The following is a 21,159-nucleotide window of genomic DNA, read 5'->3' on the forward strand; positions in this document are numbered from 1 at the left end:
TCCCGCTGCGGTGCATTTCACACGGCTTTCCACTATATAGCCCCGTCATGAGCCGCACCTTCCTGAAGATGAACGGGCTGGGCAACGACTTCGTCGTCATTCAGACCCTGAACCAGTCCTTCGATCCGACCCCCGAGGAGATCCGCGCGATCGCCAAGCGGGACGGCGGGATCGGCTGCGACCAGGTCATCGCCATCGACCCGCCGCGGGCCGCGGGCGCGTCGGCCTATGTGCGGTTCTGGAATTCGGACGGCGAGGAGACCGGCGCCTGCGGCAACGGCACCCGCTGCATCGCCTGGCTGCTGATGCAGTCGGCCGGCAAGGACGCCGTGGCCTTCGACACCATCGCCGGACGCCTGTCGGGCGTGATGGCCGGCGACAAGCTGGTCACGGTCGACATGGGGACCCCGGGCCTGGACTGGACCCAAATCCCGCTAGCCGAGGAGATGAACACCGAACGGGTCGAGCTGCAGGTCGGTCCGATCGATGCGCCGCTGGTCCACACGCCGGGCTGCGTCTCGATGGGCAATCCGCACGTCGTGTTCTTTGTCGACGCCCCTGTCACCGACGCCTTCGCCACCGGAACGGGCAGTCTGGTCGAGCATCACCCGCTGTTCCCGGAAGGGGTCAATGTCGGCTTTGCCCACATCGCCGCCCGCGACCACATCCGGCTGAAGGTCTGGGAACGCGGCGCCGGCCTCACCCAGGCTTGCGGCACGGGCGCCTGCGCCGCCCAGGTCGCCGCCGTGCGTCGCGGCCTGACCGACCGCAAGGCGCGTGTCGAATTCGAGAGCGGCTCGCTGACCATCGAATGGCGCGAGAGCGACGGCCACGTGATCATGACCGGCCCGGTGAGCATGGACTTCGCCGGCAAGCTGCCCGAGGCGGTCGCCGCTTAGAGCCATGGGAAGCTACACCGTCATCAAGGCGACGCCCCAGCCCAAACCAGCCATTGGCGAGGAGGGCGGTCCCGCCGTCGTTTCCTCCGGCCCCGACGGTGTCGACGTCGTCACCTTCGGCTGCCGGCTGAACGCCTATGAGAGCGAGGCCATCCGCGCCCGCGCCGCCGCCGACGGCCTGTCGGACGCGGTGGTGTTCAACACCTGCGCCGTGACCAACGAGGCCGTGCGCCAGGCCCGCCAGGCGATCCGCAAGGCGCGCCGCGAGCGCCCGGACGCCCGGATCGTCGTCACCGGCTGCGCCGCCCAGGTCGACCCCGCCGCCTTCGCCGCCATGCCCGAGGTCGACCTCGTCCTGGGCAATGCCGAGAAGGCCGCGCCCGGCGCCCTGCTCGACACCTCCACCCGCGTGCGGGTCAACGACATCATGTCGATCAAGGAGACCGCCGGTCACCTGATCGACGGTCTGAAGGATCGCGCCCGGGCCTATGTCGAGGTCCAGAACGGTTGCGATCACCGCTGCACTTTCTGCATCATCCCCTATGGTCGGGGTAACTCACGCTCTGCTCCGGCCGGCGAGGTCGTCGAGCAGGTCCGCAAGCTGGCCGCCGAGGGTTATCGCGAGGTCGTTCTGACCGGCGTCGACGTTACCTCGTGGGGTACGGACCTGCCGGGCCAACCAACGCTGGGCCAGCTGGTCGGTCGGATCCTGCGCATGGTCCCCGACCTGCCGCGCTTGCGCCTGTCGTCGATCGACGCGGCCGAGATCGATCCGGACCTGTTCAAGCTGCTCGAGACCGAGCCGCGCCTGATGCCGTACCTGCACCTGTCGCTGCAGGCGGGCGACAACATGATCCTCAAGCGCATGAAGCGCCGCCATAGCCGCGAGGACGCGCTTAAACTCGTGGCGGACGTGCGCCGCGTGCGTCCCGACACCGCCTTCGGCGCCGACCTGATCGCCGGCTTCCCGACCGAGACCGAAGAGGCGTTCGAGAACACCTTGAAGCTGGTCGAGGAGGCGGGCCTGGCCTTCCTGCACGTCTTCCCCTACAGCGCCCGTCCCGGCACGCCCGCAGCACGGATGCCGCCGGTGAAGGGCCCGCTGATCAAGGATCGCGCCCGCCGCCTGCGCGAGGCGGGTCAGGCGGGGCTGGAGCGTCACCTGCAACGCCAGCTTGGCCGCACCCTCTCGGGCCTGGTCGAGCGCGAGGGCGTGGCCCGCGCCGACGACTTCACCGAGATCCGCTTCGAGGGCGCGGCCCCGCTGGGCCAGATCGTCGCTTTCACGGTGACGGGGCATGACGGATCGCACGTCATAGCGGAGCGGGCGGCCTGATCCGGCTGGCCTCGGCCGCCTTGGCGCTGGCCCTGTTGGCCGGCGTCCCCGCGCGCGCCGAAGAGGGCGCGGCGTTCCCGTCCAAGCCCGTGACCTTCAGCGTCATGACCTACAATGTCGAAGGCCTGCCCTGGCCGGTGCGTTCGGGGCGCGGCTCTTCGCTCAAGAAGATCGGCCTGGAGCTGGCCGCCATGCGCGCCAAGGGCAGGGCGCCCGACGTCGTCCTGATCCAGGAAGGCTTCCGGGACGAGATCTGGGAGCTGATCGACGAGAGCGGCTACCCGTACGTCGCCCGAGGTCCGCGCAAGGGCCAGCGTGATCCGAACTATTTCCCCAAGGACCAGCGGCCCGACTTTCGGCGCGTGAAGTACCGCCGCAAGGGCGAAGGCCTGGGCAAGTGGGGGTCCAGCGGCCTGTGGGTGCTGTCCAATCATCCGATCGAATGGGTGAAGTCGCACGCCTATCGCTACTGCGCGGGTCTCGACTGCCTGGCCAACAAGGGCGTGATGCTGGCGGCGATCCAGGTTCCCGGCCTGCCGGTCCCGGTCGAGATCGCCGACACCCATCTGAACTCCAAGGGCGCCTCGGGCGTGCCGCGCCGCCGGGCGACGGCGGCCCATCACCTGCAGGCCGACGAGTTGAAGCGCTTCATGCAGGCCGATCGCACGACGGGCGCGCCGCTGATCGTCGGCGGCGACTTCAATGTCATGCACTCGGCCGACCGCTTCGACTATGTGATGAGCGACTATCCGTTCGAGGTGGTCAGCCGCTGGTGCCATCAGCGACCCAAGGCCTGCGACACCCAGATCTCGTATGACGGCGACGCCCCGTGGCTGGACACCCAGGACCTGATCGGCTTCCTCGATGGCGACGCCGTGGCGGTGACGCCCATCGCGGTCGAAGCCACGTTCGACGGCGCCAGCGAGCCGGTGCTTTCGGATCACGACGGCTACAAGGTGACTTTCAAACTCACGCCGAAAGGGTAGGGGCCATGGCTCAAGGGACAGGGCTGAGCGGCGGCTGCCAGTGCGGCGCGGTGCGGTTCCGGGTCGAGGGCGAGCCCCATGAAGCAAGAGTGGGGCGGGCCTCCATCTGTCACTGCCGCATGTGCCAGAAGGCGTTCGCCGGGCCATTCGGGGCTTTGGTGACGGTCAAGGTCGCCGACCTGACCTGGACGCGAGGCGCGCGCGCCACGTTCCAGAGCTCGGACGCGATCCAGCGCGGCTTCTGCGCCGCCTGCGGCACGCCTCTGACCTACGAATATAGCGACGACAAGATCGACCTGGCGGTCTTCGCGTTCGACGATCCGTCGGCGGTGGAGCCGGTGGTTCAGTTGGCGGTCGAGGGTCGGCCGAGCTGGATGGATCACCTGGCCGACCTGCCGGTCCGCCCGCCGATGGGCGGGTCGAGCGTGCCGGTGGTCAGCCGGCAGCATCCGGATCGGGACACCTGATCCTTCTCCCCTTGCGGAGAAGGTAGCCCGAAGCGGCGGATGAGCCGTCGATAGGTCTATCGGCTAGCGCGACCCCTCACCCGACTCGCTGCGCGGGCCACCCTCTCCCGCAAGGGGAGAGGGAGAGTCATCCTCTCCGGCAAACCCTGGCAGCGACCACCCGAACTTCAGGGCGCACGCCCGCAGCCCGAACGCCGCGACAAAGCCCGCTATGCCCGCCGGCCAGAACGGCGCGCCCAGCAACTGCAGCACCGCGAACACCGCCGCGCCCAGCAAGGCCGCGGTGATGTAGATCTCTCGCCGCAGCAGCAGGTTGGGCTCCTCGGCCAGCACGTCGCGGATCACGCCGCCGAAGGCGGTGGTCAGGACGCCCATGACCACGGCGCTGAACGGATGGACCCCCAGGCTGAGCGCCTTGGCCGTGCCGACCACGGCGTAGGCGGCCATGCCCAGGGCGTCGAGCCACAGCAGGGCCCGGAACCGCCAGCCGCGCTTGCCCAGAAGCCAGACCACGGTGGCGGCGGCGAGGCAGGCCAGGATGTAGCCGGGCCGCTGGACCCAGAAGACCGGGGCCCCGATCAGCAGGTCACGGAGGGTGCCGCCCCCCACCCCGGTGATGGCGGCGAAGAATCCGAAGGTGATGATGTCGTGCTTGCGACGAGCAGCCGCGAGGGCGCCCGTTGCCCCGAAAACGGCCGCAGCGGCGTAGTCGAGCCAGAAAAGCGCCGTTCCGAGCGGGTCAAGCTGCACGTCCATGCCCCTTATTGGCATGGGTCGCCGACCGGCGCTAACCATCGACCGTTAAATCCCGATTTACACTTTCGCCCTTTCGACTAAAGGGGCGCTGATGAGCGATAAGCCCGAGCAGAAAAAAGGCTGGTTCCAGCGCCTGACGTCGGGCCTGACCCGGTCCTCCCAGCAGATGACCGAGCAGGTCACCGGGGTCTTCACCAAGAAGCCCCTGGACCAGGAGCAGCTGGACGCGCTGGAGGAGATGCTGATCGAGGCCGACCTCGGTCCGCAGATCGCCGCCCGTATCACCGAGGCCTTCGGCAAGTCGCGCTTCGGTAAGTCGTCGACCGACGACGAGGTCAAGGAGGCCCTGGCCGACCTGATCGCCGCCGAGCTGGCTGATCGCCAGGGCAGCTTCGACCCGCTGGCCGGCCCGCGCCCCTATGTCGTGCTGTTCATCGGCGTCAATGGCTCGGGCAAGACCACCACCCTGGGCAAGATCGCCGCCGACCTGACCGAAAAGGGCGCCCGCGTCCTGATCGCCGCCGGCGACACCTTCCGCGCCGCCGCCGTCGAGCAGCTGAAGGTCTGGGCCGATCGCGCCGGGGCCGACTTCATGGCCAAGCCGACCGGCTCGGACGCCGCCGCCCTGGCCTATGAGGCCGTCGAGCGCGCCAAGGCCGAGCACTACGACGTCGTGCTGATCGACACCGCCGGCCGCCTGCAGAACAAGCAGGGGCTGATGGACGAGCTGCTCAAGGTCATCCGGGTCGTGAAAAAGGTCGATCCCGACTATCCGCACGAGACCCTGCTGGTCCTCGACGCCACGGTCGGCCGCAACGCCCTGGCCCAGGAGAAGATCTTCGGCAACCAGGTCGGCGTCTCCGGGATTGTCATGACCAAGCTGGACGGCACCGCGCGCGGCGGGGTGCTGGTGCCGGTGGCGCGCGCCTCCGACAGCCCGATCAAGCTGATCGGCGTCGGCGAAGGCGTGGAAGACCTGCAACCGTTCGACGCTCGCGCCTTCTCGCGCTCCCTCGTCGGCCTGAAGGACTGATCCGTGAGCGAAGCGCCGGCCGAGACCAAGAAGAAGAACAACGGCTGGGTGCGGACAGTCGTCGACTACGGCGCGGCCCTGGCGTTCGGCGCGGCCTATTTCATCACTCGGGACTTCCAGAAGGCGACCTGGGTGCTGGTCGCGGCCTCGGCCGCCGCCCTGGCCATCGGCTACGCCGTCGAGCGCCGCGTGGCCCTGCTGCCGCTGTTCTTCGGCGGCATGGCCCTGCTGTTCGGGACCCTGGGCCTGATCTTCCACAACGACGTGTTCGTGAAGATCAAGGTCTCGGTGATCAACCTGGCCCTGGCCGCCTTCCTGTTTGGCGGGGTCTTCACCAATCGCCAGCCGCTGAAGCTGATCATGGGCGAGGCCCTGCACATGTCCGACGCGGCGTGGCGGACCCTGACCCTGCGCTATGGCGGCTATTTCACGGTGGTCGCGGTGCTGAACGAGATCGTCCGCAACACCCAGGGCACCGACACCTGGGTCAAGTTCCGCCTGGGCCTGCTACCCCTGGCCCTGCTGTTCGTGGCGACCCAGGTGCCCTTCATGATGAAGCACATGGCCAAGGGCGACGAGCCGACGGCCGTCGAACCGCCGGACGCCGGCTTCTAGCCACACGCTCGACTTTCAGCCGTCCACGGACCGTTGTCGTCAAACCGACGCGTTCGGGTGCTAGCCTTCGTCCGTCGGCCGAGAAAGGCCGCGCGGACAGGGGGCTGCAGGCATGGCCAAGAGCAAGGGCGACAAGGCGGTTGAGGGTTTGCTGGAGCGTTCGCCCAGCCATCTGTTGCACCGGGTCCTGCAACTGGCGCTCGACATCTACGCGGAAGAGTGCGGCGAGGCCGGGGTGACCCAGCGCCAGTTCGCCGTGCTGGCCGCCGTGGCCGAGAACGAGGGCGTCACCCAGACGGCCCTGGTCCGCGCCACCGGCATCGACCGCTCGACCCTGGCCGACATGGTCGCCCGAATGATCACCAAGGGCCATCTCGAACGTCAAAGGTCGAGCGAGGACGCCCGCGCCAACAGCGTCCGCCTGACCACCGCCGGCCGCGAGGCGCTGGACGCCATCCGCCCGATGGTCGGCATGGCCGACGCCCGCATCCTGGCCCTGCTGAAGCCCAGCAAGCGCGAAGGGTTCTTGGATCTGCTCGCCGACATGGCCGGCGCCGAGCTGCATCCGGCCGAAGGCGAGCCCAAGACCAAGAAGGTCAAGGTCCCGAAGGCCGAGAAGGCGAAGAAAGAGAAGAAGCCCAAGAAGGACAAGGCCGCGAAGAAGGCGGCTTGATCTTTTACCGCTTCACATACCATCGCCTTCCTCGCCCTTGTGGCGAGGACCCATGGTTCAGCTAGGTTCTGATCTTCGGGATTAGCGCCGCCAGCGTGGGCACGCACCCAACATCTCAATGCGAGCGTCACGCTGGGTCCTAGGCACAAGGCCTAGGAAGGCGGGATTTGTTGGGCTCAGTCCGAGCTCAGACCACGATGTTCAGCAACGAACCCGGGCGCAGGATCTTCTGCGGCTGGGCGTCGGGCTGCACGAAAGGCTTCTGCGGGGCCGGGCGCTGTTGCGGCTGGGCCATGGTCTGCATCTGCACCGTCGAGGGCGCGGCGGCCGGTCGGGTAGGCGCGGCGTCCGTCAGGGCCGCCTGGAAGAAGGCCGCGCGCGTTTGAGCGCCCTGACCCGTCGCGGGGGTCGAGGTGGTCTTGGCGGGGACGGACGGCCAACCGGCCGGACGGACGTTGCTCATGACTCGAAGTCTAACATGGTTAACGGAAGTTCGGCGAGTATGGTCAACGCGGGGTTAACGCGATTGCTCCGCGACGAGTGAGCGCACCCTGTGGCGAGAGGGCTATTTCGCCTGCTTCAGCAACTCTTCGGCCGCGTCGGGCGTCAGCGGGCCGGTGTGCTTGGCCAGGATCACGCCATCCGAGCCCACCAGATAGGTCTCCGGCACGCCGGTGACGCCGAACTCCAGCCCCGCGCGGCCGTCGCGATCGACCAGGCGCTCGGCGAACGGGTCGCCCAGGCGGGTCAGGAAGGCCTGGGTGTTGGCCGGGGCGTCCTTGTAGGCGACGCCGACCACCTTCACACCCTGGGCCTTCAGCGCCATCAGCTGCGGGTGCTCGACCTCGCAGGGCGCGCACCAGGAGGCGAAGAAGTTGACCAGGATCGGACCGTCGCCGGCATGTTGTCCACTTGGGCGGATCGAGGCCGGGCGGCCGCTGTCCAGCTCGGGCAGCGACAGCGCCGGCGCGGGCTTGCCGACCAGGGCGTGGGGCTGGACGTGCGGGTCGCGCTTCAGGGCGTAGCCGGCGAACAGCACAGCCAGGGCGATCAGGGCGATCAGCGGCGAAAAGGCCAGCCAGCGCTTCACTTTGTGGTCTCGTCGAGTTCGGCCTGCAGGCGCTTGGCCTCGCGCCGCCAGCGGCGGGCGGTGAGCAGGCTGTCGCCGATCATCCAGGCGAAGGCGAGCGCCGAGATGGCGAAGGCCGGCCACAGATAGACGGCGTACTTGCCGGCGTCGAAGTCGAAGCTCATCGTGCGCCCTCCGCCAGTTTCATGGCCAGGCTCCGGGCCTTGCGCCGCCAGACCAGGGCGCGGATGCGGACCAGCCACAGGGCGCCGAACGCGCCCAGATAGGCCAGGCCCATCAGCACCGCCGGCCAGGCGTAGATCGCGGGCAGGCCGTCGCCCTTGTCGGCCATGAAGGTCGAGGAGCCCTGGTGCAGGGTGTTCCACCAGTCGACCGAGAACTTGACGATCGGCAGGTTAATCAGGCCGACCAGGGCCAGGATCGCCGCGGCGCGGGCCGCCTTCTGCTCGTCCTCCAGCGCGCCGCGCAGGGCGATGTAGCCGAGATAGAACAGCAGCAGGACCAGCACGGAGGTCAGGCGCGCGTCCCAGACCCACCAGGTCCCCCACATGGGCTTGCCCCACAGCGAGCCGGTGATCAGGGCCAGGACGGTATAGACCGCGCCCAGCGGCGCGCAGGCCTGGGCGGCGAGATCGGCCAGGGCCTGGCGGAACACCAGGGCCAGCAGGCTGGCGACGCCCAGGCAGAGGTAGATGAAGATCGAGATCGAGGCGGCCGGGATGTGGATGAACATCATCCGCACCGTGTCGCCCTGCTGATAGTCCTCGGGGACCAGGAAGGTCAGGACCAGGCCGATCAGGCCGGCGACGGCGGACAGGGCGCCCAGCAACGGCGCGGCCCACCGCGAGAAGGCCATGAACCGCTCGGGATTGGTCAGGAAGTCGAACGTGTGACGCGCGTCCATCTCGGCTGCTTAGAGCGCGGACGAGGCGCGGGCAATGGCCGTATATCTACGGAAGCGGGAAGGAGCGGCGCGTGCAGGCGCGCCGCTCCCCCGAACGCGGGCCGGGGTCAGCCGACCTTGCGCTGGATGATGACCTTGCGCTCGCCGTCCTTGAAGACTTGCGGGCCCTTGGTGTCGAAGCGGCGGATGAAGACGTGGTCGCCGCCGCCGCCATGGCCTTCGCCCATGCCGAGGATGTCGAAGGTCTTCTGCTGGCTGGGGCTCAGCGCGGTATAGAAGGCCCGCGTGGCCTCGGCCCGCGCCTTCATGGCGTCGGCGGCCTTGGTCATGTGGTCCAGGCGCTCGAGGGTGGTCAGCGGCTTGGGCTCGGCCCACTCCCTCTTGTCGCCGTCCTTCTTGTCGCCCTTTTCCTTGGCGTCCTTGACGACCTCTTCCTTCTTGATCGTGACGATCTTGGGCGCGGTCGCGTCGATATAGGCCTTCAGGGCGCCGTCCTGGTCGGGGCGCAGCTGCAGCACGTCGCGCAGGCGCTGGGCGCGCTTCTCCGGATCGGCCGCGCGGCCGTGATGCATGAACGCCATGTCCATGCCGGGGCCCATGGCCATCAGCGCTTCCATGGGAGGCATCGGCGGCATCGGTGGCATGGGGGCCATCGGCGGGGCGGGCGGCGCCGGAGGGGGCGGCGGGATCTGGGCGACGGCGACGCCGGCCAGGGCGGTGACGGCGACGCCCGCGAGCGCCAGGCGGGTAAGCGTTTTACGCATGGTTGTGAGCTCCCTGTCGTAATTTGAAGCTGGAGCTTGGCCACGCGGATATGGCGCGAAAATGTCCGAGTTCATGAACAATGTTACATGTTTGGCGGACCCCGAAGACGCGCCGCCTGACGCCTTCGTCTTGCGCTCCCGCTTGCGGGCGCTATGTCAGCTGCCAGTTCCGGGACACACCTCCTTTAGACGACGCGCGGTCCGCCGTGCGACACGCCCGGCCGTCCCTGCTTTCGGCCCCTTTCGCCTGGGGATGGAGTCCGCATGAAGTCGCTCGCTTTCGTCGCCCTGGCTCTCGCGGGGATCTGCTGGGGCCTGGGCTTTCCCACCGGCAAGATGATCCTGGCCGAGACGGACGCGGCCCACATGGTGTTGCTGCGCTTCGTCGTGGCCGCCATCGCCGCCGCGCCGTTCGCCCTGCGCCGGCCGGAGGTGCGGGCGCTGTTCCGTTCGCCGATCGTGCTGCTGGCCGGGGTCCTGTACGGCGTGGCCTTCATGGTCCAGTTCGAGGGCCTGGCCCATGTCAGCGTGACCGTCGCGGCCCTGCTGGTCGGCGCCATGCCGGCCCTGATCGCGATCAGCGCCAAGCTGCTCGGCGAGAAGGTTTCACGGCTGTCGTGGGTTGGCGTGGCGGCGGCGACCCTGGGCGCGGCCCTGATCGCCGGCAAGCCGGACGGCGCGAGCTCGCCGCTGGGCGTGGCCCTGTCGATCGGCGCGCTGTTCCTGTTCCTGGCCTGGCTGCTGACCCTGCGAAAGGCGCCGCCCGCCCCGAATCCCATGGCCATTCCGGCCGTGACGATCATCGTGGCGGCCTTCACCATCCTGCCGATCGCCTTCGTCATGCACGGCGCGCCAAAGCTGGATCTCAGCGCGCCCGTCTGGATCGCGGTCGTCGCCCAAGGCGTGCTGGCGACCTTGCTGGCCACCGCCGCCTGGCAGTACGGCGCCTCGAAGGTTGGAGCCGCCAGCGCCGGGGTGTTCATCAATATCGAGCCGCTGATCGGCGCGGCCTGCGGGGTGCTGCTGTTCGGCGATCACCTGACCACGGCGCTTTTCGCCGGCGGCCTGATGATCATCGGCGGCAGCTTCGCGGTGGTGCTGGGCGAGCGGGGGGCAAAGTCGGGGGAGATTCAGGCGACGGTCGCGCCGACGCCTTAGGGATCTCTACGTCACAAAATTTCTCGTCATCCCGGCCGCAGCGAAGCGGAGAGCCGGGACCCAGGGGCCACGGCAGTGGGACTGCCCCTGGGTCCCGGCTCGGCCTTCGGCCGTCCGGGATGACGAGGTTTTTTGAACTTTCAATCCAGCGCGTTCCGACACGCCGCGCCCATGGCCAGGGGCGAGAGGGCCACCGCCCCGACGCAATAGGCCAGCAGCAACAGCAGTCCGCTCGTCCACGGAAGGCCGGCCGAGAAACCGTCCAGCGCCCCAGCTCCGAAGATCACCGGCGGGGCGAACAGCGGCAGGACGATCACGGCCACCAACAGGCCACCACGCTTGCTGCCCAGCGCCAGGGCCGCGCCGAGGCCGCCCAGGAAGGCGAAGGCCAGGCCGCCCGCCAGGCAACACAGCACCAGCAGCGGCATGACCTTGGGCTCGGCGCCCAGCATCAGGGCCGCGATCGGGGCGGCCAGGGCCAGGGGCGCGCCGGTCGCCAGCCACTGGGCCAGACACTTGGCGACCGCCACGGCCTCCAACGGCGCGGGGCCCAGGGCCAGCAGGTCCAGGGTCCCGTCCTCGTAGTCGCGCTCGAAAAGCCGCTCGAGGGACAGCAGCGCCGCCAGGGCCAGGGCCAGCCAGGCGATCCCCGGCGCGATGGCGGCCAGGCGTTCGGGCGCGCGGCCCGAGGCCATCGGCAGCAGCACGACGACGCAGGCGTAGAAGGTCAGGGCGAGCAGCGGGCCACCGCCCCGGCCCCAGGCCAGGGCCAGTTCTCGCCGCAGCAGGACGCCGAACGCCTTCATGCGCCGACCTCCGCCCCGATCGGCACGTCGCGCGCCGGGATTGGCAGCGGATCGTGCACCGAGGCCAGGATCATGCCGCCGGCCGCCAGGTGCTCGGCCATCACCATCCCGAAGGCCGCGCGCTGGGCCGCGTCCAGCGGCGCCATCGGCTCGTCCAGCAGCCACAGCGACCGGGGACTGGCGGCCAGGCGGGCCAGGGCCAGGCGTCGGCGCTGGCCCGCCGACAGGCGGCGCACCTCCAGGTCCATCAGGCGCTTAAGGTCGAACCGCTTGGCCGCCGCTCGGGCGCTGTCCTCGGTTCCACCAGTCCACAGGGTCTGGAAGCGCAGCTCCTCCCAGGCGGTGCGGCTGGATTTCAGCCCGTCCTGGTGGCCCAGCAGATGCAGCTGCTCGGCGCGCGCCGTCTCGGCCTCGATCGGGCCGGCCTCGCCTTCGAAAAGCACCGAGCCCTCGGCGGGGCGCAGCAGCCCGGCCACCGCGCGCAGCAGGCTGGTCTTGCCCGCGCCGTTGCGGCCGACAAGGGCGGCGGCCTCGCCGGCGCGAAGCGTCAGGTCCAGGCCCGAAAACAGCAGGCGTTCGCCGCGCGAAATCGCCAGATTCTTAATGAGAACAGCTCTCAACATGCCAAGACCCCGCGCGCGACATGGACGTTGGGCGGCGGCAGCGCTAAGAAGCGCGCGGTCGTCCCCCTCCAGTCGTTTTGGGTGGTACGCGGCGCGGAGGCGGAACCTGTGTGTCCCTTCCGATTAGCGCGTGATCCCGGGAGCGGTTTTCGGGCGGCCGTGGACAGAGAAGGATCCTTGAGAATGGCGTCTATGGACAGCCTTAAAGCCCGTCGCGAGCTCACTGTCGGCGGCAAGTCTTACGTCTATTACAGCCTTCGCGCCGCTGAGGAAGCCGGTCTTGCCGGAACTTCGTCTCTGCCGGTCTCGATGAAGGTGCTCCTCGAAAACCTGCTGCGCAACGAGGACGGCGTCTCGGTCAACGAGGACGACCTGAAGGCCGTCGCCGCCTGGCTGAACAACAAGGGCTCGGTCGAGCACGAGATCAGCTTCCGCCCGGCCCGCGTGCTGATGCAGGACTTCACCGGCGTTCCGGCCGTCGTCGATCTGGCCGCCATGCGCGACGCCATGGTCGCCCTGGGCGCCAACCCGGCCAAGATCAACCCGCTGAACCCCGTCGACCTGGTCATCGACCACTCGGTGATGGTCGACAACTTCGGCGACGCCAAGGCCTATGACTCCAACGTCAAGCGCGAGTACGAGCGCAACATCGAGCGCTACCGCTTCCTGCGCTGGGGTTCGTCGGCGTTCAACAACTTCCGCGTCGTGCCCCCCGGCACCGGCATCTGCCACCAGGTGAACCTGGAATACCTGGCCCAGACCGTCTGGACCAACGACGTCGACGGCGACACCGTCGCCTATCCCGACACCGTTGTCGGCACCGACAGCCACACGACCATGGTCAACGGCCTGGCCGTTCTGGGCTGGGGCGTGGGTGGTATCGAGGCCGAGGCCGCGATGCTGGGCCAGCCGATCCCGATGCTTATCCCGGAAGTCATCGGCTTCAAGCTGACCGGCGCCATGCCGGAAGGCGCGACAGCCACCGACCTGGTGCTCACCGTCACCCAGATGCTGCGCAAGAAGGGCGTGGTCGGCAAGTTCGTCGAATTCTACGGCGACGCCCTGGCCAACCTGACCCTGGAAGACCAGGCGACCATCGCCAACATGGCGCCGGAATACGGCGCCACCTGCGGCTTCTTCCCGATCTCGGCCGCCACCGTGGCCTATCTCAAGGGCACCGGCCGTCCGGCCGATCGCGTCGCCCTGGTCGAAGCCTACGCCAAGGAACAAGGCCTGTGGTGGGAGCCGGGCGTGCCCGAGCCGACCTTCACCGACAGCCTGGAACTGGACCTCTCGACCGTCCAGCCGTCGCTGGCCGGCCCGAAGCGTCCGCAGGACCGCGTCCTGCTGGCCGAGGCTTCGTACAAGTTCCAGGAGTCGCTGACGGGCGAGTTCGGCAAGGCCGAGCAGCCTGACCTGCGCGCCCCGGTGGAAGGCGAGAACTTCGACGTCGGCCACGGCGACGTGGTCATCGCCGCCATCACCTCGTGCACCAATACCAGCAACCCCAGCGTCCTGATCGCCGCCGGCCTCGTCGCCAAGAACGCGGTCGCCAAGGGCCTGAAGGTCAAGCCGTGGGTGAAGACCTCGCTGGCCCCCGGCTCGCAGGTGGTCACCGACTACCTGGCCAAGGCCGGCCTGACCAAGCACCTGGATGCCCTCGGCTTCAACCTCGTGGGTTACGGCTGCACCACCTGCATCGGCAATTCGGGCCCGCTGCCGGAAGCCATCAGCAAGACGATCAGCGACAACGACCTGGTCGCCTGCTCGGTGCTGTCGGGCAACCGCAACTTCGAAGGCCGCGTGAACCCGGACGTCCGCGCCAACTACCTGGCCTCGCCGCCGCTGGTGGTGGCCTACGCCCTGGCCGGCACGATGAAGATCGACCTGGCCACCCAGCCGATCGGCCAGGACAAGAAGGGCAAGGACGTGTTCCTGGCCGACATCTGGCCGTCGAACGAGGACATCGCCGCTCTGCAACGCAAGGCGATCAACGAGAAGATGTTCGCCACCCGCTACGGCGACGTCTTCAAGGGCGACAAGAACTGGCAGGGCATCAAGGTGACCGGCGGCCAGACCTACGCCTGGGAAGGGGACTCGACCTACGTCCAGAACCCGCCGTACTTCCCGAACATGTCGATGACGCCTTCGCCTGTCACCGACATCGTGGAAGCCCGCGTCCTGGCCGTGTTCGGCGACTCGATCACCACCGACCACATCAGCCCGGCCGGTTCGATCAAGACGACCAGCCCGGCTGGCCAGTACCTGATCGACAACGGCGTGCAGCCGGTGGACTTCAACGGCTACGGCGCCCGCCGCGGCAACCACCAGGTGATGATGCGCGGCACGTTCGCCAACATCCGCATCCGCAACAAGATCACGCCGGACATCGAAGGCGGCGTGACCAAGCACTTCCCGACCGGCGAAGTGATGTCGATCTACGACGCGGCCATGAAGTACCAGGCCGAAGGCCGCCCGGCGGTCGTGTTCGGCGGCAAGGAATACGGCACCGGCTCGTCGCGTGACTGGGCCGCCAAGGGCACCAAGCTCCTGGGCGTCCGCGCGGTGATCTGCGAAAGCTTCGAGCGCATTCACCGTTCGAACCTGGTCGGCATGGGCGTGCTGCCGCTGCAGTTCGTTCAGGACGGCTGGCAGAAGCTGGAGCTGACCGGCGAGGAGATCGTCTCGATCCGTGGCCTCACCGACCTGGCGCCGCGCAAGCAGCTGATCGTCGAGCTCTATCGCCCGACCGACGGCCGCATCGCCCGCTTCCCGGTGCGTTGCCGCATCGATACGCCGACCGAGCTCGAATACTTCAAGAACGGCGGCGTGCTGAACTACGTGCTGCGCAACCTGGCCAAGGCCGACTAGGCGCGGCGCTCAGCCTCGAAATCGACGGCCGGCTCCTTCGCGGGGCCGGCCGTTTTCGTTGAGCGGGGCTTTGACAACGATGTCTCCGCGTTTTTCTTTCCCCGGGACCCCGCTATTCACGGCCTCGTGAACGGCTATCCCGGGCGTTCTTGGATTAAGTGCGCTCGATGCGTAAGGCCGCCCTCTCCCTGCTCTGCCTGGCCCTGTCCGGCGTCGTCGCTTCCCTGTCGTGGGGGGCCGCCGCCCAGGCGCAGCCCGAGAGGGCCGTGGCCGCCAGGACGAAGACGCCCGTGGTGGTCGAGCTGTTCACCGCCCAGGGCTGCTCCTCGTGCGGCAAGGCCACCCAGCTGGCGGCCGACCTGGCCCAGCGCGACGGCGTCCTGGCCCTGACCTATTCGGTCGACTACTGGGACTATCTCGGCTGGAAGGACACCTTCGCCAAGCCGGTCTTCGCCGAGCGCCAGCGCGCCTACGCCAAGAAGTTCGCCCTGCGCGACGTGCCCACGCCCCAGATGGTGGTCGGCGGCAAGGTGCAGGTCTCCGGCGCCAAGGCCGAGGCGGTCGAGGACCTGGTGAAGTCGGCCGCGCGCACGCCGGTCAATGCGCCGGACATGCAGTTCGTCGGCAAGACCCGGGTGGCCGTCGGCTCGGCCTCCGCCCCGCGCGGCGGCGGCGAGGTCTGGCTGGTGCGCTACGACCCGCGCGAGCAGGACATCGCCGTCAAGCGCGGCGACAACAAGGGCCAGACCCTGGTCCATCGCAATGTGGTGCGCGAGCTGGTTCGGCTGGGTCCCTGGGCGGGTCGGCCCAAGCTGTTCCGCCTGCCGGCCGCGACCGATGGCGAGCTCGAGACCGTCGTGCTGGTGCAGGGCGCCAAGGGCGGTCGCATTCTGGGTGTGCTGCACGCCCCCGCCGCCGAGCGCTGATCCCGACTAAAGCACCGACCAAAGAAAACCCGCGCGGCGGGAGGGGCTGGGCCGCGCGGGTTCCTTTGGCGTGTCGGCGACGACCGTCTCATGACCGGTAGGGCTGGGGGGGCTGTTCAGGATCCCGGTCCGGTCTTCGTCGACGCTTTCCTTATCGAACCGCAACCCGGCGAGGGCTGGACCAAACAAAGGTCCTTTCGCGGCGCGACATGGCGGGGATAAGGCGGTCGATCCTCGCGCCCGAACGCAAAAACCCGCGCTGCTGGGAAGGCGGCGCGGGTTTCTGGGGGGAGGGGATATTGGGGGGTTTGTCGACTGACCGGCCCGCGATCTGGGGGGCTGGGGGGGCTGTTCAGGATCCTGGACCACAGGATGTCCGATCAGCCGACACTCACCTTATCGACCCGCAAGGGGGCGGGCGAACGACCGAAATAAGGTCATATCGGGGCGTAGCTTGACCGTGGAGCGCCATTCCCGACGCAACGTGTCCGGGCCGACACGCAAGGAACGGCCGACCCGAAATCCTCCGCGTCGCCCCTGTTCCAATCGTCCGATTTGGGATTAGATTCCGGCGATGGCCCTGGAATCCCAGCCCCCGTCCGCGCCTGTCGGCGGCGTCGTCTTTTTCGAGCGACGCGAGCTTGATCAGCTGATGCGTCTCTACGGCCGGATGGTGGCGGCCGGCGAGTGGCGCGACTACGGCATAGCTGGCCTGTCCGATTGCGCGGTCTTCTCGATCTTCCGGCACACGGCCGAGGCCCCGCTCTATCGCGTCGAGAAGCGCCCGGCCTTGGCCCGCAAGCAGGGCGCCTGGGCGGTGACCGGTCAGGGCGGCATGGTCCTCAAGCGCGGCCACGAACTGGGCCAGGTGCTGCGGGTGTTCGAGAAGGGCAAGTTCTCGGTCGTCGACTGAAATGTCCTGCGTCCTTCGAGGCCCGCTGCGCGGGCGCCTCAGGATGAGGTCGTCAGCAAACCATCCTCATCCTGAGGTGCGAGCCGCAGGCGAAGCCTCGAAGGACGCACAGCGCCTCAAAGAAAAGCCCCGGCGGTTTCCCGCCGGGGCTTCGTCGTTCGAACCTGTGCTTGGCCTTAGCGGCGGCCGCCCATCAGGCTGAGCAGGAATTGGAACAGGTTGATGAAGTTCAGATAGAGGTTCAGCGCCCCGTAGTTGGTGGCCACGGCCATCGACTGCTGCTCACCGCCCAACTGGTAGTAGGTCATCTTCAGGTTCTGGGTGTCGTAGGCGGTCAGGCCCGCGAAGATGAACACGCCCAGCAGGCTGATGATGAAGCTGAGGCCCGGCAGGTGCAGGAACACCTGGACCAGCGAAGCTAGCATCAGGCCGATCAGGCCCATGATCAGGAAGCTGCCGAAGCCGGTCAGGTCCTTCTTGGTCGTGTAGCCGAACAGGCTGAGGCCGCCGAAGGCGATGGCGGTGACCAGGAAGGTCGCGAACACCGACTGGACATTATAGACGAGCAGCCACAGGCCAAGGCCCGCGCCGATCGTGCTCACCAGCGCCCAGTAGAAGATGCCGGACGAGCGCGCCGTCGGGTTCTTCATGGCGAACATGGCGACCAACATCATCGCCAGCGGGGCGAAGCGGAGGACCGTGCCAAGCAGGGTGAAGCCGGCCAGGCGACCGTCCGGGGTCAGGACGTAGAGCGCGCTCGCCACCGGTTGATAGTAGCTGGTCACGAAGGCCAGGACGGCCGACAGCAGAAGGCCCAGCGCCATTTTGTTGTAGACGCCGAGCATGAAACTACGCAGGCCGGCGTCAACCGACATGTCGGCGCGATCCGCCGGGATCGAGCGCGCGTAGCCGCGGTTGAGGTCGTTCATCGAATAAGCCCTTGAGCTAGGCGTCCACGGTGGACGCCTCACGAATATCGGGTGTCCCGGGCCGTCGCGCAATCCCTGTCTGAATTGCGTTCATGGTATGCACCCGCGTTTGCTGGAGCGCCTTGCGAGGCCCCCGCGCAACCCCCTAGAAAGCTTGTCCAACAAGAACGAGGGGCTCGCCGATGGACTACGTCAAGCTCGGCCGTACGGACGTCATGGTCTCGCGCTGCTGCCTGGGCACCATGACCTGGGGCTCGCAGAACAGCGAGGCCGAGGCGCACGAACAGATGGACTACGCCCTGGGACGCGGCGTGACCTTCTGGGATACGGCCGAGATGTACGCCAGCCCGCCCAGCCCGGAGACCCAGGGGCGCACGGAGGCCTATATCGGCTCCTGGCTGGAAAAGACCGGCAAGCGCCAGGAGATCGTGCTGGCCTCCAAGGTGGCCGGCCAGGGCGCGGCGTTCGGCGGCCTGTCCTGGATGCGCAAGGACGGCGGCGTCACCCGCCAGACCCGCGCCCAGATCGACGAGGCCGTCGAGGGCTCGCTGCGCCGGCTGAAAACCGACTATCTCGACCTCTACCAGCTGCACTGGCCCGATCGCCGCGTGCGGGTGTTCGGCGGTCATGCCTACAAGGACTATGATCAGGATTTCGAGGCGTTCGGCGACATCCTCGAGGCCCTGGACGTTCACGTGAAGAAGGGCTCGATCCGCCACGTCGGCGTCTCCAACGAGTTCCCGTGGGGCGTGATGCGCTTCCTGGCCGAGAGCGAAGCCAGGGGCCTGCCGCGCATCGCCTCGATCCAGAACGCCTACCACCTGGCCAACCGCACCTTCGAATACGGCCTGGCCGAGATCGCCATGCGCGAGCAGGTCGGCCTGCTGGCCTATTCGCCCCTGGCCCAGGGCCAGCTGACCGGCAAGTACCTGGACGGCGCCCTGCCCGAGGGCTCGCGCAAGGCGCTCTACAACCGCATGCAGCGCTACGAGGGCCCCGGCGCCCAGGACGCCTTCCGCGCCTATGTGGACCTGGCCAAGGCCAACGGTCTCGACCCGGCCCAGCTGGCGTTGAAGTTCTGCGACACCCGGCCGTTCGTGACGGCGACGATCATCGGCGCAACCTCGATGGCGCAGCTGAAGACCGATATCGACGCCTTCGACCTGAACTGGACCGAGGACCTGGAAAAGGCCGTCGACGCCATCCACGGCCGCCAGCCCAACCCCTGCCCGTAGGCGTTAAACCCGCATGATCCGCCTCTTCACCGCCATCGCCGTGCCCCCGGAGATCGGCCAGGGCCTGCTCTCACGCCAGCACGGCGTCGACGGCGCGCGCTGGCGGCCGCTGGAGGCGTTCCACATCACCCTGAAGTTCATCGGCGACGTCCAGGAGCCGGTGGCGGCCGAGCTGGACGAGGCCTTGGCGCATATCGAAGCCCCGGCCTTCGACCTGGAACTGGCGGGTGTCGGCCATTTCGGAGAGGGCCCTGAGATCCACGCGGTCTGGGCCGGAGTCGAGGAAAGTCCGCCCCTGCGGCGGCTGGCCAAGGCCAATGAGAGCGCGGCGCGATCGGTCGGGCTCAAGCCCGAGAGCCGGCTCTACACGCCGCACGTCACCCTGGCCTATCTGAAGCGCCCGTCGGTCCCCGAGGTCGGGGCCTGGATCCAGGCCAACAACCTGCTCCATTCGCCAGTCTTTCCGGTCGACCGGTTCGGGCTCTATTCCAGCTGGCGGACCAGCGAGGGCTCGGCCTATCGGTTGGAACGCGAATACCCGCTGCGGGGATGATGCGGCGCGGTGGTTATCTCCGCGGGACCTGCGTCGTCACCGGCGGGAGATACTGCGTCATCCTGAGTTGGCTGTCGTAGGTCATGCCCTGGCCCGAGATGTATGTCGGCCCCCCGGGGTCTTTTGCGATGACATTGGCCCAGTACCAGGGATCGTGGCGCGTCTCGGCATAGGTCGCCGGCGTGAATTCGTTCACCCACCCCACGCGCCTGCAGGTGGCGTTGCTGCTTGAGGTGTCGGCCCGGCAGCGGAAGCCGCCTTCGACCTCTGCACATTCGCGGACCTGACGCGCGGGGCGGTAGCACAGGCTCGAGGCCCGAGCGGTGGCGCGCGCCTCGGCGGTGGCCAGGCGCTTGGCGTCCTTCTTGGTCGATGCGGTGGCGTAGTGCTGGCTGTCGGCGACCGCTCCAGTGGCGGTCAGGGATATAAGCAGGCCCATAGCGAGGAGACGCTTCTTCATGATCTCGAGCTCCTTTGGCGTGCCGATCAGTTCGCGATTGGGGGATTGGGGGTCGAGGGAAAGGGCGTCGGGGCCGGCGGCCCGGGGTCCGCGGGGACCCAGCGGCCATAGAGCAGGACGGGTGGCGGCGCGAACACGTTGGAAGACAGTCCAGGACTGAAGAACGTGCTCACCCGCGATGGATCGTAGAGGGGGGCGTATCGGGTCCTGGCGTATTCGTTGACCCAGCCTGCCCGCTTGCATGTGCGGTTGTTGCTTGAGGTGTCGGCCCGGCAGCGGAAGCCGCCTTCGACCTCTACACATTCGCGGACCTGGCGCGCGGGGCGATAGCACAGGTTCGAGGCCTGAGCGGTGGCGCGCGCTTCGGCGGTGGCCAAACGCTTGGCGTCCTTCTTGGTCGATGCGGTGGCGTAGTACTGGCTGTCGGCGACGGCGCCGCCGGCCGCCAGCGACATGAGAAGACTTATCGCGACGAGACGCTTCCTCATGACCTCGACCCTCCCTTCGCGCCGACGGATCTAGGCAACCATCCGGCGTTTTGGATTTATCCTACATTCCCTAGGTAGCATCAAGGCGTGACGAAGAACGACGTTCGCTGGCTGATAACGGTCGCGCGGGGCGTCTGGCTTCGTCGAAACGGTGCCTACAAACTCACACTCTGGACGTCGTCCGGCGCTCCGCGTCGCCTTCCATCACTTCAGCGGCGCGCCGCGTGAAGCGGACGTCTCACGCCACCGCGTGATCCTTCAGCACCCCCAGCGTCACCACGGCCAGCATCTCCTCGTGCGTCGCGTTCAGCACCACCTGTGGGGCCATGCCGGCGTCGAGCGCCTCCTTCCAGCGACCGGCGCACAGGCACCAGCGGTCGCCGGCCTTCAGGCCCGAAAAGGCCAGGTCGGGACGCGGCGTGGAGAGGTCGTTGCCCTGGGCCTTTGAGAAGGCCAGGAAGTCGTCGGTCATCACCGCGCAGACGGTGTGCAGGCCCAGATCATGCGGACCGGTCTCGCAGCAGCCGTTGCGATAAAAGCCGGTGACCGGATCCAGGGAACAGGGGACCAGCTCGCCGCCCAGAACATTCTTCGCGCTCTTGTCGTACCGGGTGGTGCTCATGCGACGAGCTTACGCTTGGCGGGACCGGCGCCAAGCCGCTTCGCGCCAAGGA

The 21,159-nt window shown here is 68.1% G+C and carries 25 protein-coding genes and 1 pseudogene; 14 read left to right on the plus strand and 12 right to left on the minus strand.

The window, feature by feature from the left end:
- Nucleotides 1-47 precede the first annotated feature (47 nt).
- Genes dapF through AC1RRV_RS07085 form a run of 4 tightly spaced genes read left to right on the plus strand, consistent with a single transcriptional unit; the run spans nt 48 to nt 3,688 of the window.
- Nucleotides 48-899 carry a diaminopimelate epimerase gene (gene dapF, locus AC1RRV_RS07070; protein ID WP_492858884.1) on the plus strand — a complete coding sequence of 284 codons (852 nt, stop codon included), beginning with the start codon at nt 48-50 and terminating at the stop codon, nt 897-899.
- Nucleotides 900-903: 4 nt separating this feature from the next.
- Nucleotides 904-2,235 carry a tRNA (N(6)-L-threonylcarbamoyladenosine(37)-C(2))-methylthiotransferase MtaB gene (gene mtaB, locus AC1RRV_RS07075; RefSeq protein WP_492858885.1) on the plus strand — a complete coding sequence of 444 codons (1,332 nt, stop codon included), beginning with the start codon at nt 904-906 and terminating at the stop codon, nt 2,233-2,235.
- Between the two features lie 35 nt (nt 2,236-2,270).
- Complete coding sequence (locus AC1RRV_RS07080; RefSeq protein WP_492858886.1) at nt 2,271-3,221, plus strand: endonuclease/exonuclease/phosphatase family protein; 951 nt, start codon at nt 2,271-2,273, stop codon at nt 3,219-3,221.
- 5 nt (nt 3,222-3,226) lie between these two features.
- Nucleotides 3,227-3,688 (plus strand): GFA family protein, encoded by a 462-nt coding sequence (locus tag AC1RRV_RS07085; protein WP_492858887.1) that lies wholly within the window; start codon nt 3,227-3,229, stop codon nt 3,686-3,688.
- A 63-nt stretch (nt 3,689-3,751) separates the two neighbouring features.
- Here AC1RRV_RS07085 and AC1RRV_RS07090 read toward each other — a convergent pair whose 3' ends face one another.
- On the minus strand, nt 3,752-4,444 hold the full coding sequence (locus AC1RRV_RS07090; RefSeq protein ID WP_492858888.1) for a trimeric intracellular cation channel family protein: 693 nt from the start codon (nt 4,442-4,444) through the stop codon (nt 3,752-3,754).
- Nucleotides 4,445-4,535: 91 nt separating this feature from the next.
- Between AC1RRV_RS07090 and ftsY the strand changes: the two genes are divergently transcribed.
- The 3 genes from ftsY (at nt 4,536) to AC1RRV_RS07105 (ending at nt 6,765) form a co-directional block, all read left to right on the plus strand.
- Nucleotides 4,536-5,477, plus strand: a complete 942-nt coding sequence (ftsY, locus tag AC1RRV_RS07095) for a signal recognition particle-docking protein FtsY (protein WP_492858889.1) — start codon at nt 4,536-4,538, stop codon at nt 5,475-5,477.
- Nucleotides 5,478-5,480: 3 nt separating this feature from the next.
- Nucleotides 5,481-6,092: a septation protein IspZ gene (locus tag AC1RRV_RS07100; protein WP_492858890.1), complete on the plus strand. Its 612-nt coding sequence runs from the start codon at nt 5,481-5,483 to the stop codon at nt 6,090-6,092.
- A gap of 112 nt (nt 6,093-6,204) precedes the next feature.
- The gene (locus AC1RRV_RS07105) at nt 6,205-6,765 is read left to right on the plus strand and encodes a MarR family winged helix-turn-helix transcriptional regulator (protein ID WP_492858891.1); all 561 of its coding nucleotides are present in this window, start codon (nt 6,205-6,207) and stop codon (nt 6,763-6,765) included.
- A gap of 187 nt (nt 6,766-6,952) precedes the next feature.
- Here AC1RRV_RS07105 and AC1RRV_RS07110 read toward each other — a convergent pair whose 3' ends face one another.
- The 5 genes from AC1RRV_RS07110 to AC1RRV_RS07130 form a co-directional block, all read right to left on the minus strand.
- Nucleotides 6,953-7,228, minus strand: a complete 276-nt coding sequence (locus tag AC1RRV_RS07110) for a hypothetical protein (protein WP_492858892.1) — start codon at nt 7,226-7,228, stop codon at nt 6,953-6,955.
- A gap of 102 nt (nt 7,229-7,330) precedes the next feature.
- On the minus strand, nt 7,331-7,855 hold the full coding sequence (locus tag AC1RRV_RS07115; RefSeq protein WP_492858893.1) for a DsbE family thiol:disulfide interchange protein: 525 nt from the start codon (nt 7,853-7,855) through the stop codon (nt 7,331-7,333).
- On the minus strand, nt 7,852-8,019 hold the full coding sequence (gene ccmD / locus AC1RRV_RS07120; RefSeq protein ID WP_492858894.1) for a heme exporter protein CcmD: 168 nt from the start codon (nt 8,017-8,019) through the stop codon (nt 7,852-7,854). Before ccmD ends, AC1RRV_RS07115 begins: the two co-directional genes overlap by 4 nt.
- On the minus strand, nt 8,016-8,759 hold the full coding sequence (gene ccmC / locus AC1RRV_RS07125) for a heme ABC transporter permease CcmC (protein ID WP_492858895.1): 744 nt from the start codon (nt 8,757-8,759) through the stop codon (nt 8,016-8,018). Before ccmC ends, ccmD begins: the two co-directional genes overlap by 4 nt.
- Before the next feature lie 107 nt (nt 8,760-8,866).
- Complete coding sequence (locus AC1RRV_RS07130; RefSeq protein ID WP_492858896.1) at nt 8,867-9,523, minus strand: Spy/CpxP family protein refolding chaperone; 657 nt, start codon at nt 9,521-9,523, stop codon at nt 8,867-8,869.
- Nucleotides 9,524-9,787: 264 nt separating this feature from the next.
- Between AC1RRV_RS07130 and AC1RRV_RS07135 the strand changes: the two genes are divergently transcribed.
- Both AC1RRV_RS07135 and AC1RRV_RS07140 read left to right on the plus strand, forming a co-directional pair.
- Nucleotides 9,788-10,681 (plus strand): DMT family transporter, encoded by an 894-nt coding sequence (locus tag AC1RRV_RS07135; protein WP_492858897.1) that lies wholly within the window; start codon nt 9,788-9,790, stop codon nt 10,679-10,681.
- An 18-nt stretch (nt 10,682-10,699) separates the two neighbouring features.
- A pseudogene (locus AC1RRV_RS07140) lies at nt 10,700-10,817 on the plus strand (hypothetical protein).
- 4 nt (nt 10,818-10,821) lie between these two features.
- On the opposite strand, the gene ccmB reads toward AC1RRV_RS07140, so the two are convergent.
- Nucleotides 10,822-11,487: a heme exporter protein CcmB gene (gene ccmB / locus AC1RRV_RS07145; RefSeq protein ID WP_492858898.1), complete on the minus strand. Its 666-nt coding sequence runs from the start codon at nt 11,485-11,487 to the stop codon at nt 10,822-10,824.
- Nucleotides 11,484-12,110, minus strand: a complete 627-nt coding sequence (gene ccmA / locus AC1RRV_RS07150) for a heme ABC exporter ATP-binding protein CcmA (RefSeq protein WP_492858899.1) — start codon at nt 12,108-12,110, stop codon at nt 11,484-11,486. The genes ccmB and ccmA overlap by 4 nt, the downstream gene beginning before the upstream one ends.
- A 183-nt stretch (nt 12,111-12,293) precedes the next feature.
- On the opposite strand from ccmA, the gene acnA reads away from it, so the two are divergent.
- The 3 genes from acnA (at nt 12,294) to AC1RRV_RS07165 (ending at nt 16,820) form a co-directional block, all read left to right on the plus strand.
- The gene (acnA, locus tag AC1RRV_RS07155) at nt 12,294-14,981 is read left to right on the plus strand and encodes an aconitate hydratase AcnA (RefSeq protein WP_492858900.1); all 2,688 of its coding nucleotides are present in this window, start codon (nt 12,294-12,296) and stop codon (nt 14,979-14,981) included.
- 167 nt (nt 14,982-15,148) lie between these two features.
- The gene (locus tag AC1RRV_RS07160; protein WP_492858901.1) at nt 15,149-15,907 is read left to right on the plus strand and encodes a DUF1223 domain-containing protein; all 759 of its coding nucleotides are present in this window, start codon (nt 15,149-15,151) and stop codon (nt 15,905-15,907) included.
- A 574-nt stretch (nt 15,908-16,481) separates the two neighbouring features.
- Nucleotides 16,482-16,820, plus strand: a complete 339-nt coding sequence (locus tag AC1RRV_RS07165; protein ID WP_492858902.1) for a DUF2794 domain-containing protein — start codon at nt 16,482-16,484, stop codon at nt 16,818-16,820.
- A gap of 176 nt (nt 16,821-16,996) precedes the next feature.
- Here AC1RRV_RS07165 and AC1RRV_RS07170 read toward each other — a convergent pair whose 3' ends face one another.
- On the minus strand, nt 16,997-17,749 hold the full coding sequence (locus AC1RRV_RS07170; RefSeq protein WP_492858903.1) for a Bax inhibitor-1/YccA family protein: 753 nt from the start codon (nt 17,747-17,749) through the stop codon (nt 16,997-16,999).
- Nucleotides 17,750-17,931: 182 nt separating this feature from the next.
- Between AC1RRV_RS07170 and AC1RRV_RS07175 the strand changes: the two genes are divergently transcribed.
- Entirely contained in the window at nt 17,932-18,984 is a 1,053-nt protein-coding gene (locus AC1RRV_RS07175) for an aldo/keto reductase (protein WP_492858904.1), read from the plus strand.
- A gap of 13 nt (nt 18,985-18,997) precedes the next feature.
- The gene (gene thpR / locus AC1RRV_RS07180; RefSeq protein WP_492858905.1) at nt 18,998-19,537 is read left to right on the plus strand and encodes an RNA 2',3'-cyclic phosphodiesterase; all 540 of its coding nucleotides are present in this window, start codon (nt 18,998-19,000) and stop codon (nt 19,535-19,537) included.
- A 13-nt stretch (nt 19,538-19,550) separates the two neighbouring features.
- Here the strand turns inward: thpR and AC1RRV_RS07185 are convergent, their stop codons facing one another.
- From AC1RRV_RS07185 to AC1RRV_RS07195, 3 genes are all read right to left on the minus strand, one after another.
- Nucleotides 19,551-19,997: a hypothetical protein gene (locus tag AC1RRV_RS07185; RefSeq protein WP_492858906.1), complete on the minus strand. Its 447-nt coding sequence runs from the start codon at nt 19,995-19,997 to the stop codon at nt 19,551-19,553.
- Nucleotides 19,998-20,023: 26 nt separating this feature from the next.
- Complete coding sequence (locus AC1RRV_RS07190) at nt 20,024-20,485, minus strand: hypothetical protein (protein ID WP_492858907.1); 462 nt, start codon at nt 20,483-20,485, stop codon at nt 20,024-20,026.
- Nucleotides 20,486-20,723: 238 nt separating this feature from the next.
- Nucleotides 20,724-21,107 carry a DUF2237 family protein gene (locus AC1RRV_RS07195; protein ID WP_492858908.1) on the minus strand — a complete coding sequence of 128 codons (384 nt, stop codon included), beginning with the start codon at nt 21,105-21,107 and terminating at the stop codon, nt 20,724-20,726.
- Nucleotides 21,108-21,159 lie beyond the last annotated feature (52 nt).

The organism is Caulobacter sp. GW821-FHT11E10 (genome assembly GCF_058808375.1).